Source organism: Nonlabens sp. Asnod3-H03 (assembly GCF_045063665.1).
Classification (GTDB): domain Bacteria; phylum Bacteroidota; class Bacteroidia; order Flavobacteriales; family Flavobacteriaceae; genus Nonlabens; species Nonlabens ulvanivorans.
Genome location: NZ_JBEFOD010000006.1, coordinates 42395 through 58487 on the forward strand (window position 1 = coordinate 42395; position 16093 = coordinate 58487).

Below are 16093 nucleotides of genomic sequence, written 5' to 3' on the forward strand. Positions count from 1 at the left end.
TAAAACTATTCTATGCGCAAAATTATATTAGGTATACTTGCATTGCTGATCATTGGCGGAGCAATTTATGTATCAAAAGTCATTGTTGATAGTAAAACAGCACCTAAGCCTCGAGTGAAAAAAGAGGTTAAAATTATTACCACCGATACCATTACAAATTCTACCGTATCCATAGTAATACCAGCAAATGGAAATTTACAGGCAAAACGTCGCGTTGAACTGTTTGCAGAGGTTACAGGTGTTTTTAAGCCTACTGGTATTTTGTTTAAAACAGGTCAAGAGTATCGTGCTGGTCAAAATATGATCATTATAGAAAATTCAGAATTCTATGCACAGGTACAAAGTTCACGTAGTAATCTCAATAATCAGATTACGGCTATAATGCCTGACTTAAGGTTAGATTATCCATCATCATATGCGCAATGGCAGTCTTATCTCGATTCATGGGATATGAATGCAACTACACCAGCGTTACCGCAGCCTATTGATGATAAAGAAAAATACTTCATTACTGGCCGCAATATTTATACTACTTATTACAATATCAAGAATCTTGAAAGCAGATTAGGAAAGTATAGAATTAGGGCTCCTTTTAACGGTGTTCTCACAGAAGCAATGGTTACTGAAGGTACTTTAATAAGAAGTGGTCAGCAATTAGGTGAGTTCATTCAAACAGGTACTTACGAACTTCAAGTAGCTATCAGTTCTGAGTTTGCAGGTTTCTTAAAAGTAGGTGAGTCTGTAGAGCTTAAGAATATCTCTGATGCTAAAGTCTACACAGGTAAAGTCTCTCGTATTAATGGTAAGGTAGATCAGGCTTCTCAAACCATTACTACTGTTATTGAGGTTAAAGATGATAATCTTAAAGAAGGTATGTATTTAACGGCTAACCTAGATGCTCAGAAAATCGAAAATGCGATTGAGATTAATAGAAGTTTATTGCAAAATGAAAATCAATTGTTTGCAGTAGAAGATGGGAAATTAGTTTTGAAAACGATTCAGCCGGTGCACTTTTCTGACAAAAAAGTAGTCGTTAAAGGCCTAGAAAATGGAACTGTAATTATTACCCAATCTGTTCCTGGTGCTTATGAAGGGATGATTGTGAAGACAGAAGAGCAAGCTGCTCAAGAAAAAGCAAATCAGACTGAAACAGATCAATCAGCCATTAAATAAGACACATGAGAAAAGTTATAGCTTACTTTATAAAGCATAGTGTCGCGGTAAATGTGATTGTTGTTGGGTTTGTGATTTTCGGAATTTTTGGGATGCTGTCTCTTAAATCATCTTTCTTTCCACTTACTGATTCAAAAATTATTAATATTAATGCGACCTATCCAGGTGCATCGCCACAAGAGATTGAAGAAGGTGTTGTTCTAAAAATAGAAGATAACCTAAAAGGAATCGAAGGTATTGATCGTGTGACATCTGCGTCTAGAGAAAATTCTGGTTCTATAACTGTTGAGATTCTTAAAGGATATAATATCGATTTTATGCTTCTTGAGGTTAAGAACGCGGTAGATCGTGTGTCTTCTTTCCCAGTAGGAATGGAGCCATTAGTCGTGTCTAAGCAAGAGCAATCCAGGCCTACTATTTCATTTGCGTTGAGTGGTGAAAATGTGCCTCTTTACACGTTAAAGCAACTCGCTAGAGATATTGAAAATGATCTTAGAGGTATTGATGGTATATCACAAATTGCGATATCAGGTTATCCTAATGAAGAGATAGAAATTGCCGTTAATGAAAATACCTTGTTAGGTTATGATATCAGTTTTGAAGAAATATCAAATGCTGTGGCTAGTTCAAACATTCTTACGACTGGTGGAAATATAAAAACGGACCGAGAAGAATATTTGATAAGAGCAAATAGTAGATCATATTATGGTAATGAGTTAAGTTACATTCCAGTTAAAACGCTGGCAGATGGAACAAGCGTGCTTTTAAAAGATGTCGCAATAATTAGAGATCGTTTTTCTGAAACACCTAATGCTACCTATTATGATAATAAACTAGCTGTAAATATTACCGTGACTAGTACAAATTCTGAAGATTTAATTGACGCTGCAGATAAGGTTAAGGCATATATTGAAGATTACAATCAGCGATTTACAAACGTTCAATTAGATGTCGTTAGGGATTTATCGGTTACTTTAAATCAACGTACAGCTTTATTAACAGAGAATGCTGTAGTGGGAATGCTTCTAGTATTAATCTTTCTTTCTATTTTTCTTAATACTCGATTAGCATTTTGGGTAGCTTTTGGGTTGCCAATAGCTTTTTTAGGAATGTTCATTTTTGCTGGTCAATTTGACGTTACTATTAATGTATTATCTCTATTTGGGATGATCATCGTTATCGGGATACTGGTTGATGATGGTATCGTAATAGCAGAAAATATTTATCAACACTATGAAGACGGTAAGTCACCGGTGCAAGCGGCTATTGACGGTACGATGGAAGTAATTCCGCCTATTTTAAGTGCTATTATAACGACATTACTCGCGTTCTCTACATTCCTGTTTCTAGAAGGTAGGATAGGAGACATATTTGGTGAGGTTTCAGTAATCGTAATATTGACATTGTTAGTATCACTAGTAGAAGCGCTTATTATTTTACCAGCCCATTTAGCACATTCTAAAGCCTTACAGCCTAAGAACAATCAACCTAAAAAAGGTATTGCTAGAGTGTTTCAAAAAATGCGTATTGTTAATGATTATGGTGATAAAGCTATGAACTGGATGCGTGATAAATTGTATGCTCCAGTGCTACGCTTTTCACTCGCAAATAAATTTTTCACTTTTGCACTGTTCATCGCAGCGCTAATATTGACTTTTGGGTCTATGAGTGGTGGTATTATTAAAACAGCATTTTTCCCTAGAATTTCTAGTGATCAAGTAAGTATCAATCTATCCATGCCTAATGGAACTTCAGAGTTTATAACAGATTCTATTATCAATTCTATTGAAAAAAAGGCATTAATAGTAAATGAACAATTGACAGAAGAATACTTAAAAGGTGAAGAGTACGGCGATTCTATCATGTTATTTGAAAACATTATAAAGTCACAAACGTCCTCATCTGCCGCTAGTCTTTCTATTAACTTATTACCAGGTGAAAGTAGACCAGAAGAAGTGAATTCTGAAATTGTCGCAAATCGTTTAAGGGAATTAGTTGGTGAGATTCCAGGAGCAGAAACTTTAACTTTTGGGTCCGGTGGTAACTTTGGTGGTAGTCCAGTTGCTGTTTCTTTACTCAGTAATGACATTAAAGAACTTAAAGCAGCTACTGCAGAGTTCAAGCAGATTTTAAGTAATAATCCGTTACTTAAGGATATCGAGGATAATGATCCAGCGGGAATCAAAGAAATAAATTTAGAACTTAAAGAAACTGCTTATTCACTAGGCCTTACAACTAGAACGGTAATGGCGCAGGTTAGGTCTGCGTTTTTTGGTACAGAGGCACAGCGTTTTCAACGTGGTCAGGATGAGATTAGAGTTTGGGTGCGTTATGATCGTGATAATCGTAATAGTATTAAAGACCTTGATGAATTTAGAGTTTTAACGCCATCTGGTGAAAGAGTGCCGCTTAGAGATATCGCTAGTTATACCATCGAGAGAGGTGATGTGGTCATTAATCACCTAGAAGGTAGAAGAGAAGTGCTTATCAGTGCAGATCTTAAAGATCCATCTGGTAGTGCGACAGATATACTAGCTAATATTAGGTCTGAGATTATTCCAGAATTACAAAAAAAGTATCCTACCATTTCACCTAATTATTTAAGTGGACAGGCGCGCGAGGCAGATAAATTCTCGCAAAGTGCTGCCGTTGCAGGTCCGATAATTTTATTACTTATTTATTTTGTTATCGCCTTTACATTCCGCAGTTGGATACAGCCAGTGATGCTTATATTATTAATTCCATTTAGCTTTGTGGCAGTAGGTTGGGGACACTGGATACATGGTTTTCCAGTAAATATCTTGTCTCTTCTAGGTATTATCGCTTTAATAGGTATTATGGTTAATGATGGTCTCGTACTTATAGGTAAGTTTAATTCTCTCCTTGCTGACGGATTAGGCTTTGATGAAGCTCTTTTTGAAGCAGGTAAAAGCCGTTTCAGAGCTATATTTTTAACTTCTATTACTACAATTGCAGGTTTAGCACCTTTACTATTAGAAAAAAGTAGGCAAGCACAGTTTTTAAAACCTATGGCGATATCCATCTCTTATGGAATCGGTATGGCTACTGTACTAACTTTACTTATGCTACCATTATTCCTCAGTTTTGGAAATAATGGAAAAGCCGCAATTTATTGGTTGCGTACTGGTAAAAAAGCTGTAAAAAGAGATTTAACAAGTGTTGCAAAAGAACAAGAAGAACAAAAGCATTATGATGAAGCATAAAATATTATATGGTCTTATTGCTTTGATGTATCTCGCTTTCGCGAAAGCGTATGCACAACAGCCCGATGCATCATTATTAACACGAGAGCAAGCTGTTGAGCTCATGTTAGAAAATAATTACGGAATCCAGATAGCAAGAAATTCAGAAATCATAGCCGAAAATAATACCAGCATCTTGAACTCAGGTTATTTGCCTAGTCTTCAAGGAACCGCAGGCGCCTCTATTGATGAGAATGATTCTAAAACAGACTTTAATGGCGCGCTAGATGCTAACGGCTTACCACGAGATGATATAGAAATCAATAATGCGCAAACTACACAGTATAATGCAGGATTATCTTTGAATTATACCTTATTTGATGGATTGGGTAGGTTGTATAATTATAAACGGCTTAAAGAGCAATATCAATTAAGCCAATTACAAGCTAGGTCTACTATAGAGACTACTACTGTTCAATTGATGAGTGTTTATTTAGAGATTGCAAGGTTAACCGAGAATGAAAAGATTTTTCAAGAGAATCTGAAAATCTCAAAACAGCGTGAAAAACGTGCACAATATCAATTTGATTATGGTCAGGTTAGTAAATTAGAGGTTCTTAACGCACGAGTAGACATTAACGCAGATAGTATCAACCTTTTAAATTCTAGACAACAATTACGCAATACTAAACGTGATTTAAACCTATTATTAAACCGCGATCTGGATAGTCAATATGTGGTCGATACGACGGTAACTTTTCAAAATGTCTTAATGATGGATAGCTTTTTAGAAAAAGTTCAAGAGAATAATGTCAGTCTGCTACAGGCAGAAAGTACATTACAGATAAGTGATTATGATATTAAAACAACTAAGGCGCTTTTGCTGCCACGTATAGGCCTGACGGGTTCTTATGGGTGGAATCAATCAGAAAACCCACCGACAGCATTTTTTCCTTCTACTACCAGAACTAGTGCGAGTATAGCTGTAGGAGCAAATTTGACTTGGGATATTTTTGACGGTGGTTCCTCTTTAAATAATTTGCGTAATGCAAAGATTGCTTATAAGAATGAGGCTTTATTTAAAAGTCAATTAGAACAAGAAGTAGCGCGTGATATTGCAAATGCAAAAGGGAATTATGAGAATGCGCTTGCCATATATCAAATGCAAGAGCAAAATGTACTTACTAATGAAGATAATTTTAACCGCAGTCAAGAACAATTCAAAATAGGTCAAGTCAGTAGTGTAGAATTTAGACAAGCGCAACTTAACCTATTGAACGCGGTAACAATTAAGAACCTAGCAAAGTATGATGCAAAGCTCGCAGAGTATCAATTATTACAACTAGTAGGGCAAATTTTGAATATGCCTTTATGATAGAACATTTTTTCATGTGTCCACATTGCTGGCAAGAAATATCTATGCTTTTAGATTCTGCATACTCTCAAACATATGTAGAGGACTGTGAAGTGTGTTGTAATCCTATTGAGTTACAGGTAGGATTTGATGAAGGAGAATTAACTTCTTTTGAAGCTAGAGAAATAGGTCAATAAAAAAAAGCGGTTTTACACCGCTTTTTTTTATTGACCTATTCTTTTTGATTACAGATTGTGATCATCTGCAATATCTTCTAATCGTTTAATTGTGTTTACAGTAGATTGTATCTCATCTTTCTGTGCCTCTAGTATAGATACTACGGTAGGTGGTAACTCAGATTTATGTTCTAATACCGTCGTATATTCTTCTATCGCTTTTTTTTCACCAGTGATACATTCTTCTAAAATTGATTCGTCCTTATTTAAACTTAGTGCAGCTTTTAGATTCATCCATCCACGATGCATATCACCTTTAAAACTTCCATCGAGTTCGGGATCTTGGTTCATCGCTTTTAACTCTTTAGTTAAAGACGCAGCATAATGTGTTCTTCTTGCTCCTTGCTCTGCAAACCATCTTTTAAGCTGTACATGCTCCGTAATTTCCGCTGCATTTGCGTATCCGCGTTGGGCATCATAGGTTTTTTCAAGTAAATCGTTTAAATATTTCTCTGTTTGGACTGTAGTTTTCATATTGATTTTTTTATTTAAGATACTATATAAGAGCTGCTTAAGTTCTTAATATCACCTCAATTGAGAAGAGCTTAACATGATTTATAAATATCTTAAGGTTTCTACTTGTGAGAACTCTAAATTAGATGTATATTTGCCATCCATAAAAACGGATAGTTTGTCGAGCTTATTACTCGAAGGTTGAGAGCCAAGAACAACGAAACGTTATATCGCGGGATAGAGCAGTAGGTAGCTCGTCGGGCTCATAACCCGAAGGTCACTGGTTCGAGTCCAGTTCCCGCTACTAAGCAAAAGCCGATTCATTTGAATCGGCTTTTTTGTTTCTTTCAAACTACCTTTACAGCTTTAAAATTATTTCCATGGACATTACTCTTACAGAATTTATAGGCTATGCCGCTAGCGCCGTTTTGTTATTTTCTTTTACTCGTAAGGATTTGAAGAAACTACGCTGGTTCAACTCTTTAGGCTGCTTACTTTTTGTGATCTATGGTTTCATGCTAGACAGTATACCGGTGTTAATTACTAACCTTGCCATCATTGCTATTAATGCCTATTATTTATTTTTTAAAAAAGAAGAGGTTTCTGCCTCTGATAATTCATAAATAGCTATCGTTTTTATATTTCGCTTTCGCGAAAGCGTAATTATAAAGATGACCATATTATAATATCTTAACTATAGATAATAAGAGATTTGATTAACTTCATGGCCTTAAATCAAGAACCATGAATATCAGATTTTTTGCGGCTTTATGTATGGTCGCTTTTTTATTATCTTGTAAGAATGACAAGGTAGTTACCCAAGATAATGATGAGGTAACACTAGATGTTGCGTTTGAAAAGATGACGCTTGATAACGGCCTTACCGTTATTCTACATCAAGATCACTCAGATCCTGTTGCAGCGGTTGCTCTTACTGTTCACGTAGGTAGCGCAAGAGAAAAAGAAGGTCGTACAGGATTTGCACACCTTTTTGAACATTTATTATTCTTAGAATCTGAAAACCTAGGTAAAGGTGGACTAGATGCTATGAGTGCCCGTATAGGTGGCTCTGGAGCAAATGGATCTACGAGTCGCGATCGTACTAATTATTACCAAACTGTGCCTAAAGACGCCCTTGAAAAAATGATATGGGCAGAGGCTGATAAACTAGGATGGTTTGTTAACACAGTTACTGATCCAGTTCTTGCTAAGGAAAAGCAAGTCGTTAAAAATGAAAAAAGACAAAGCGTAGACAATAGACCGTATGGTCATGTGCGCTATGTAGTTGGTAAGAATTTGTATCCTAAAGATCATCCATATAACTGGCAGGTTATAGGCTCGCTAGAAGATTTACAAAATGCAACATTAGATGATGTCAAAGAATTTTACCGTCGCTGGTACACGCCTAACAATACCGTATTAACGATTGCAGGTGATTTTAATATGGAACAAACTAAAGCATGGGTACATAAATATTTTGATGAAATCCCTGCAGGAAAAGAAGTGTCTCCATTAGCAAAACGACCAGTAACTATTGACGCTACAAAAAAGTTGTATTATGAAGACAACTTTGCTCGCGTTCCTCAATTAACGTACACTTGGCCTACAGTTGCAGAGTATGATGAGGATGCTTATGCTTTAGATATACTAACTCAGTATTTATCATCTGGTAAAAAAGCGCCACTCAATAAAGTGCTGGTGGATCAAGAACAATTAACTAGTAATGTAACCATGTATAATTATGGGTCTGAACTAGCTGGTGAGACAACAATTTCCATAAATGCATTTAATGGGACAGCGTTAGATAGTGTCGCTGCAGCATTAGACAAAGGTCTTGCTCTTTTTGAAAAAGATGGAATCTCACAAGCTGATTTAGATCGTATTAAAGCAGGTCAAGAAACTAGATTTTATAGAGGTTTAAGCAGTGCGTTAGGAAAAGGTTTCCAGTTAGCTCAATATGAAATGTTTGCTGGTGATGCTGGTTTTGTGTCGCAAGATGTGAAAAATATTTTGAATGTGACACGTGAGGATGTTATGCGTGTTTATGAGAAATATATAAAGGGAAAACCTTATATCGCTACTAGCTTTGTGCCTCGTGATCAAAAAGACTTAATCCTTACTGGTTCTACACTTGCTGAGGTCGTTGAAGAGCAGATTATTCCTGGCGCTGAAGAAAGTTTTGACGCAAGTATTAAAGCCACATATGAGAAAACGCCATCAACTTTTGATAGATCTGTAGAACCATCTTATGGAGAAGCTCCTAGTTTAAAAACTCCTGATGTATGGCAAGATGAATTGTCATCTGGTATGAAATACTATGGAATAACTAGTAATGAGGTTCCTTTGGTCGAATTTAGTATGGATATTAAAGGAGGAATGCTATTAGAGGATATTGATAAAGTTGGTGTTTCAAATTTACTAGCAGATTTAATGATGCGTGGTACAGCTACTAAAACACCAGAAGAATTAGAAAATGCTATTGAATCATTAGGTGCTAGTATATATTTCTATGCTGGTGACCAGTCTATCACTGTTGCAGGTACAACGCTCGCACGCAACTATGATAAAACAATGGCGCTAGTTCAAGAAATGATTTTAGAACCACGATTTGACGAGACTGAATTTGAATTATTAAAACAAGATGTTTTAAGTCAGATTGAGCAACGTAAAGCAAACCCTAATGCTATCGCGTCAAACGAATTTTCTAAATTACTGTATGGCGAGAATAATATTTTATCTAGAAATGGTGCTGGTACAGAACAAAGTGTACAATCGATTACTATTCAAGATTTAAAAGATTATTATAATAATTATATAGGTTCAAATTTGGCCACTTTTAAATTTGTGGGTGCTATTGATGAATCTAAAGCGGCGTCAAGCTTAAAATCTTTAAATGAATCTTGGACTACTAAAGATGTAGTCTTCCCAGAATTACCCGAAGTAAACAGACCTGAGAAAGCAGCCGTTTATTTTTATGATGTACAAGGTGCAAAACAGTCGGTCATTAACTTTGGATATCCAGCTTTAAAAGCTACAGATAAAGATTTCTATGCTGCGCAGGTAATGAATTATCGTTTAGGTGGTGGTAGTTTTGCTTCTCAATTAACACAACAATTACGAGAAGGTAAAGGATATACTTATGGGATAGGTTCTAGATTTGGAGGAACTGATCTTGCAGGTTCTTTTAGTGTTTCTAGTAGTGTGCGCACTAATGTTACTTATGAGTCTGCGGCCTTAGTAAAAGAAATTATAGAGCAATATGGTACAGGCTTTACTGCAGAAGATTTAGAGGTGACTAAAAGCTACATGATTAAGAGTAACGCTCGCAGATTAGAGACTGCATCTGCAAAATTGGGTATGTTAGATAATATGAGTACTTATGGATTTGATAAAGATTATCTCAAGAAGCGTGAGCAAGAAGTAGAAAATATGACTATTGAAGATGTGAAAAGACTCAGTAGTGAATACCTAAATCCAGATCAAATGATTTATCTTATAGTAGGTGATGCAGCAAGTCAAATGAATCGCATGAAAGACTTAGGCTATGGAGCGCCGATTTTACTTAATCCAGAAACTAATGAACTTAAAAAGTAAGTTGTGATAATATAATTTATAAAAAAAGGCTCTCTAGAAATAGAGAGCCTTTTTAAATATTTTGATCGAATTGTTATTTATCATTCTCACTTAATAGTTGCTCGTCACTATTTAACATTGCAAAAAACTTATCTAAGTTAGGCATGATAACGATTTGTGTTCTACGGTTTCTAGCCATATTATCTTTACTGTCATTTGCAGCAATAGGGTCATAACTAGCTCTACCGGCAACAATTAATTGTTCTGGTGCTACACCAAACTTTTCTTCCAATCTTCTTACGATAGCAGCACTACGTTCTGTACTTAAATCCCAGTTGTCTTTTATATAACTACCTTGTTTAACCGTACGGCTATCTGTATGTCCTTCAACTAGAATTTCTAATGATGGTTCTGAGGCTACAACTTCAGCTATTTTAGCTAGAATTTCATCAGCATCATTACTTACTTTATAGCTACTGTCTTTAAATAATAAATCATCATCTATATTGATCATTACTACAGTTTCTTCAATAGACACGTTAAGATCTTTGTCACTAGCAGTTGAGCCCATTTTTTTTGCAATATTATGAGCTATGGCTATATTAAGTGAATCTTTTAACGTAGTTGCTCCAGCAAGTTTTGCGGCAGGTACATCTTGCAATGTTTTACGCATTGCCTTTTTGTTATTTTCCGATAGTACTAGTGATCCTCCGTCAGTAGATACCATCATGCCATCTTGATCTGATTTTAATGAAGCGATTTTAGAGTTGTATCGTTCCACTCGCATCTCTATTTGCTCCATTTTATTTTCAAGATCTTCCTTTTCAACTCTAGTTTTTTGAAGTTCAGATCTAGTGTCGTTGTAGTTGGTTTCTAGCTCGACATATTTCTTTTTGGATACACAACTTGCTAGTACTGCAGCGGCTGTTACCGCTATGAATAAATTTGATTTTCTCATAATATACATTTTTGATTTATTTGATTTTTTGACTCATTGTTGGTGATACGAGCAAATCAATAAATTGGATTTATTATGATAAAATAAATAGCCTATTTAAGAGTATTTTGTGTTTTTGAGATAAGAAATCTTAAAGAATTAACGGTTTTGATTAAAAGAGAATTGTGTTAATCTCGCTTTCGCGAAAGCGTATTTAAAATACAATTTCATCACCAAAAAACTATAGGCGTACTTTATACATATTGAATTTCTAATTCTAGTTTTGAAATGTCTCTAGATATTCTTTTGCTATTATGATAGATCTTTTTCTATGGGTAGCTTCATCAAAAAAATCTCTAGCAGGTTGTGTGACCACAATTTTCAATCCTTTATAAAAGACGGTTAGTGCTTTTTGATATACCTCACCACCAGACCAGTATGCCGGATAATTAAACATACTAAGTTTTTCAAAATTCATTTCATTCAGTATTTGAATATCAGTATTTAAATCTTCTAAGGAGCGATAGTCATAAACTTGTATGCTCACATTTGTATTTGTAGAACCTGCATAAAAAGCTGCGCTACATGAATTTTCAAGACCTTGATTACTCGGTTTTGCCAGCCATACTACTTTTTCCAGATTGTACCATTTTTTAATATTTTCTGCGTTGAGATGATCACAGGCATATGGAATATCACTGACTTTTAATAATGGACCATCATATCGATCTGTACTCGTTACAGCATTACCTGAATCAAAAGAGACATTATCTGATGTGTTAGTTTGCTTACAACCTATTAATATTAATAGAATGATGCCTAGGTATGATAGATTCTTCATGTTAATTATATAAAAATGATTATTGAAATAGGCGCTATAGTTCCTTTACCACCTATCACGTTTGCTGAGATTCGTACTTCATACTTACCTGGTGGTACTTTACCTGGATAGGCAGATGCGGATAATTTGCTTCCTGTTTTAGAAAGTAAATGAATGATGTCAAAAGATTCTACAGGCTCTAGCATTTCACCAGGGAAAAACGGCATAGGCTTTCTTTTTACAGTCCCAATTTGTTTTCCGTCTTTAAAAAGAGTGGTTTCAAATTCTACTAATGCTACTTGACGGTTTTGTTCATCTAAAGGAAGTCCTTTGCTTTCAAAAATGAATTTCACTTGGTAGGTGCCTATTTTGAATTGTTTGAAAAGTTCCACAGCGTTGCCGTCTTTGAGCTTGATTTCAATTTTTGAGGAATTGTTTATGAGTAGTTTTCCATCTACACTTTGTGAGTAACAGAGAGTTGTGAGTAATAATGTAATGGTTATAAATAGTGCTTTCATGATTTGTTGTTTTTTATTTTTATTAGTCTACTAGTTCAATGGTATAGTGATAGCCGAATGCTATTTTCCTTTTATTAACTTCTTTTACGTCTGAGTAACCTCTTGCATATCTTTTATTTCCTACTGTTTCTAACCAAAAGGAATTGTGCGTGTTTGGAATCCTTCGGCGACCATTATGTCCCGATACTATTGGGTAATCAGTAGCGTTTGTTTTACCTGTCAGAAAATCTAAAATTGGAGGTAGATAAATCTCGTTTTCTTCTTTAACATGCTGTATTCCTGGGTATTCCTCTGAGAATCGAAAATCAATATAGCTTTTCTTATAATCACTTTCTTGATATTCAAAAACTAAGTAATTTTGCACATCGGTATTTGCACCTACGGCATATCTATTTGGATCGTTATCTCTATAAAGTTTACAATACCCATTATAACAAGGGTTTGATAATGAGCTTTCATCTGATGTTGCATAGCTCCCATTTTTATTTTGTAAACTAAAAAAAATATTCATTGAGCCTATTTCTCTATTTCGCAAATTGTCTGATTTATTGCATTTAAAAGTGTTCAAGGTGATTTTAAATTTTATAATATTACTTGAATTGCCAACTGTTGATGAAGCCGCAGCTGCTGTAGAGATATTAACTATTTTACGCTGTCCATCCCAGCTACCGTAAGCACGATTATTGAATTTACCTTGGAACGTGGTATTCTTAAAAATGAAAGAACAGGTTTCATTAACAGCACCTAGTTTTCTTCTGTACTTGCCGGTAAAAATCCTTGTAGTATGATTCATTTTTCCCCATACCATACCACCATTATTTCCATAATGAGCAACCATAATACCTGTCTTGCTATTTATAAAATCTAGCTCACCATATCTCGTAGTCCATTTTCCTTGGATGTAGTTTTGGGCAGCATCGGTAGTTTTTGTTCCGTTCCAGGCGCCTTGTTCGTGGCTTGCAGTCCATCCCCATGTTCCTGTAAAAGAATTACCAGATTTTATCCATTTGAAATAGCCCACGCGTCCATTGTTGTCGAATTCTCCATAAAAAGCTGTTCCCATGGTGGTAAGTGATCTAATGGCGCCTAATTCTCTGTATGTTCCAACCACATATTGATTTTTTTGGTTTAAAATTACTTGCCCAAAAGATGTATCCCAGGTTCCTGTCCAGTCCGTTACAAGTGTTTCTATACAGGATGAGTTTTTTGTTTCCGCTTTCGCGAAAGCGCAATTGACCATCGTCAACGCTATTAACATTATTATATATTTTAAATTCTTCATGTTGTATAATTTTAATTATTTAAGTTTTAGAGTATAGAAATAGCCCCATTTATCGTCGTTTCCATATTTTATGAAGGCATAACCACGAACCGTACGCTTACCATTTGCCTCCGTAAGCCAGAAAGTATGATCTGAATCAGGAATGATTTTACGACCATCAGGACCGTTGACAAAACTGGAAGCATCTCGCTGAAAATTGAGGTATTCTAGAATAGATTTAAGTGATATAGTAGATAATCTAAGACGGTCTTCTGCATTACTTGCTCTAGTTCTTCTATGTGTAAAAGAAAATCCTAAACGAGGATTACTATAGTATCCTGCTGGACCTACTAGACTGTAAAAAATATCTCCCGAGACGGTTCTATTTACATCATAAGATTGATTTTCTTGATATCTTTTATTGGTTTGATCTGTGTACAAATCTCTTGTAAAAAGAGTTCCTATATCATCATATAAAATCATTGTGATGTTAATTTTTCCCCATTCTTTATCTCTAGGTCTGCCTTTATTGGCATAGTTTTTAATGGTTTGAAATTTTAATTCTAATAGATTTCTAGATTCAGAACCTCTGAAATTTTGTTTAGAAAAACCTGGAACAGTAACGGTACCATAAATCCCATGATTCCAATCAAATGATAATGTAAATCCAGTATTACATTTTATGGTATTCTCATCTGATGTGATGTAACCTTTAAACTGTTTATTTTTATAATCTCCATAAACATAAAACTCTTTGTTGTTAGTATATAAAAACCCAGCAACTCGACCATTAGAGTTTTGAATCAGTTGCATTGTTCCTAGTTTAGTTTGAAAGGTTTCAGTCAATTCATTATTAGGGAAATTGGTTGATTGTAACGTTCCATTCCAGCCGCCATCCCACTTATTAAATCCTGTGGTAGTTTTCCATTTATAGTTGCCATTCCATCCATTTGTCGAATTGGGTGAAAATGACACCAGTCCATTCTTGCAATTATTTGAGAAGGCGCCTGTATAAACGGTTCCTCTGCCAGTTATGGTAAACGGCGATAATAAAATATGCCCATATTTATTATATAGTCCAACAGCTTTATTACCAGATTTTGAATTTAGAATATGCACCTCTCCATGTGGAGAAGTAAAAACGCCATCCTTTAATTTATCGTTTGCAAGAACCGTGTTGTATAGCAATACGGTCAGTAAAGTGGTGAAGAATATTTTCATGATTTATAATTGCTTAATTTCTACTCTGCGATTTTGAGCTTTAGAAACAGAGTCTTCTCCATAAAAAATTGGTGCATTTTCTCCCTTTCCTGAGGTTGTCAATCGGCTGGCGTCGACGCCGTATTGATTGATCAAAACATATTTTACAGCATTTGCTCGATTTTCTGAGAGTTGCTGATTCATTAATTCATCTCCATCAGTATCTGTGTGACCTATAATTTCATAAGTATTTGATGATTTTGCCATTTCTTGCGAAAGTCTTTTCAATACTCCAGCAGACTCAGGTTTTATAATCGTAGTGCCGGTATCAAAAGTGATTCCGTGTGCCTGATAAGAACCATTTTCAAATAAACTTTGTGGGATTTCGACATCACCAGCATACTTGATATTACTAATGTAAAAATGTTGATCATCAGGAGATATATTAGTTCCAAATCTGAGCGTGGAATAAACTGCTGCTGGATCTAAGGCTCTCATCATATCAATCACCTTTTCCTCATTAACATACATTTTGATGCGCAGTCCTTTTTTAACAATAGCGACGTGATGCACTTTATCTATTATGGACTGATTATAGAAAGCATCATAACTAGTTTTTGAAGTAGCGTTAAGACCAGGTGTTTTAGCTTTTTTATTAATTAGGATTCCGTAGCCACTGCCACCGCCAGCACCTATTCTTAGGTAAGTATAGGCTTTACCTTCATAGGCGTCTGACAGATAAGAGTTTGCATCTTTAAGGTCTGATAGAATGATATCAAAATGCCTTTTAAATGCAGACTCTTGAGGGAAATCATGAGCGATATCAAATTCAAGAGTAAAATCTTCTTCCCAGTTATCTATGATGTCATTCATAACCAGCGTTTTTGACCCATTACCTATTTGGAGCCATTTACCAGGTTGCGCATTCATTTCTACTACCTCAGCACTACTATCAGTATTCCATGTAGAAGGAAAATCCCCTATAAAAGTGCTTGTAAAATCCTCCATGACTTTAAGATCAGCTCCAGGTATAAAATCATATTTAGTATACGATTCAAAAAGATTTTCTTGTTGAGAAAAAACATCCATTTGATTTATAGATTGGTCTTGATCCATTCCCATAGGAGCATCTTCCATAGTAGGATATTCGTCATTCATGATTCTCGTGGAATCAGTGGTAGTTGAGTCGCTTGAGAATAATAAATCATCTACACTTTTATCAACTTTCTGTTCTATTTTTTGTTCGGTTTGTTTAAGTTTTTTGTCCACCTTTTTTTTAAGTTTTTTAAAAAACTGCGCGTTTGCAACTGTGGAGAAGGATAAAGCGATAATGCACATCCATTGTATTGATTTTTTCATAATTCG

Annotated in this window: 13 protein-coding genes and 1 tRNA gene; 7 read left to right on the top strand and 7 right to left on the bottom strand. The window is 35.3% G+C overall.

Annotated features, from left to right (window positions below; translation table 11 throughout):
- The first annotated feature begins 12 nt into the window (after positions 1-12).
- Genes ACJJVI_RS00280 through ACJJVI_RS00295 form a run of 4 tightly spaced genes read left to right on the top strand, consistent with a single transcriptional unit; the run spans position 13 to position 5927 of the window.
- A complete protein-coding gene (locus ACJJVI_RS00280; RefSeq protein ID WP_405349640.1) occupies positions 13-1173 on the top strand; it encodes an efflux RND transporter periplasmic adaptor subunit in 1161 nt (386 codons plus the stop codon).
- 5 nt (positions 1174-1178) lie between these two features.
- A complete protein-coding gene (locus ACJJVI_RS00285; protein ID WP_405349643.1) occupies positions 1179-4397 on the top strand; it encodes an efflux RND transporter permease subunit in 3219 nt (1072 codons plus the stop codon).
- Entirely contained in the window at positions 4387-5751 is a 1365-nt protein-coding gene (locus tag ACJJVI_RS00290; RefSeq protein WP_405349645.1) for a TolC family protein, read from the top strand. The genes ACJJVI_RS00285 and ACJJVI_RS00290 overlap by 11 nt, the downstream gene beginning before the upstream one ends.
- Positions 5748-5927 carry a CPXCG motif-containing cysteine-rich protein gene (locus ACJJVI_RS00295; protein WP_405349647.1) on the top strand — a complete coding sequence of 60 codons (180 nt, stop codon included), beginning with the start codon at positions 5748-5750 and terminating at the stop codon, positions 5925-5927. The genes ACJJVI_RS00290 and ACJJVI_RS00295 overlap by 4 nt, the downstream gene beginning before the upstream one ends.
- 48 nt (positions 5928-5975) lie before the next feature.
- Here the strand turns inward: ACJJVI_RS00295 and ACJJVI_RS00300 are convergent, their stop codons facing one another.
- Entirely contained in the window at positions 5976-6440 is a 465-nt protein-coding gene (locus ACJJVI_RS00300) for a PA2169 family four-helix-bundle protein (protein ID WP_042248442.1), read from the bottom strand.
- Between the two features lie 210 nt (positions 6441-6650).
- Here ACJJVI_RS00300 and ACJJVI_RS00305 point away from each other — a divergent pair.
- The 3 genes from ACJJVI_RS00305 to ACJJVI_RS00315 all read left to right on the top strand — a co-directional run bounded on the left by ACJJVI_RS00305 (position 6651) and on the right by ACJJVI_RS00315 (position 10013).
- Positions 6651-6723: transfer RNA gene (locus tag ACJJVI_RS00305), tRNA-Met, on the top strand.
- A 76-nt stretch (positions 6724-6799) separates the two neighbouring features.
- Entirely contained in the window at positions 6800-7042 is a 243-nt protein-coding gene (locus ACJJVI_RS00310; RefSeq protein ID WP_042295649.1) for a YgjV family protein, read from the top strand.
- 121 nt (positions 7043-7163) lie between these two features.
- Positions 7164-10013: a M16 family metallopeptidase gene (locus ACJJVI_RS00315; protein ID WP_405349648.1), complete on the top strand. Its 2850-nt coding sequence runs from the start codon at positions 7164-7166 to the stop codon at positions 10011-10013.
- A gap of 73 nt (positions 10014-10086) precedes the next feature.
- On the opposite strand, the gene ACJJVI_RS00320 is transcribed toward ACJJVI_RS00315, so the two are convergent.
- The 6 genes from ACJJVI_RS00320 to ACJJVI_RS00345 all read right to left on the bottom strand — a co-directional run bounded on the left by ACJJVI_RS00320 (position 10087) and on the right by ACJJVI_RS00345 (position 16087).
- Positions 10087-10950 (bottom strand): OmpA family protein, encoded by an 864-nt coding sequence (locus ACJJVI_RS00320; RefSeq protein WP_036579963.1) that lies wholly within the window; start codon positions 10948-10950, stop codon positions 10087-10089.
- Positions 10951-11206: 256 nt separating this feature from the next.
- Positions 11207-11770 (bottom strand): hypothetical protein, encoded by a 564-nt coding sequence (locus ACJJVI_RS00325; RefSeq protein WP_042248448.1) that lies wholly within the window; start codon positions 11768-11770, stop codon positions 11207-11209.
- 5 nt (positions 11771-11775) lie between these two features.
- Positions 11776-12267, bottom strand: coding sequence for a hypothetical protein (locus ACJJVI_RS00330; RefSeq protein WP_042270649.1), 492 nt, complete (start codon positions 12265-12267; stop codon positions 11776-11778).
- 22 nt (positions 12268-12289) lie between these two features.
- On the bottom strand, positions 12290-13549 hold the full coding sequence (locus ACJJVI_RS00335) for a hypothetical protein (RefSeq protein ID WP_405349650.1): 1260 nt from the start codon (positions 13547-13549) through the stop codon (positions 12290-12292).
- 15 nt (positions 13550-13564) lie between these two features.
- Positions 13565-14749 carry a hypothetical protein gene (locus ACJJVI_RS00340; RefSeq protein WP_405349653.1) on the bottom strand — a complete coding sequence of 395 codons (1185 nt, stop codon included), beginning with the start codon at positions 14747-14749 and terminating at the stop codon, positions 13565-13567.
- Between the two features lie 3 nt (positions 14750-14752).
- The gene (locus ACJJVI_RS00345) at positions 14753-16087 is read right to left on the bottom strand and encodes an OmpA family protein (protein WP_405349654.1); all 1335 of its coding nucleotides are present in this window, start codon (positions 16085-16087) and stop codon (positions 14753-14755) included.
- Positions 16088-16093: the final 6 nt, after the last annotated feature.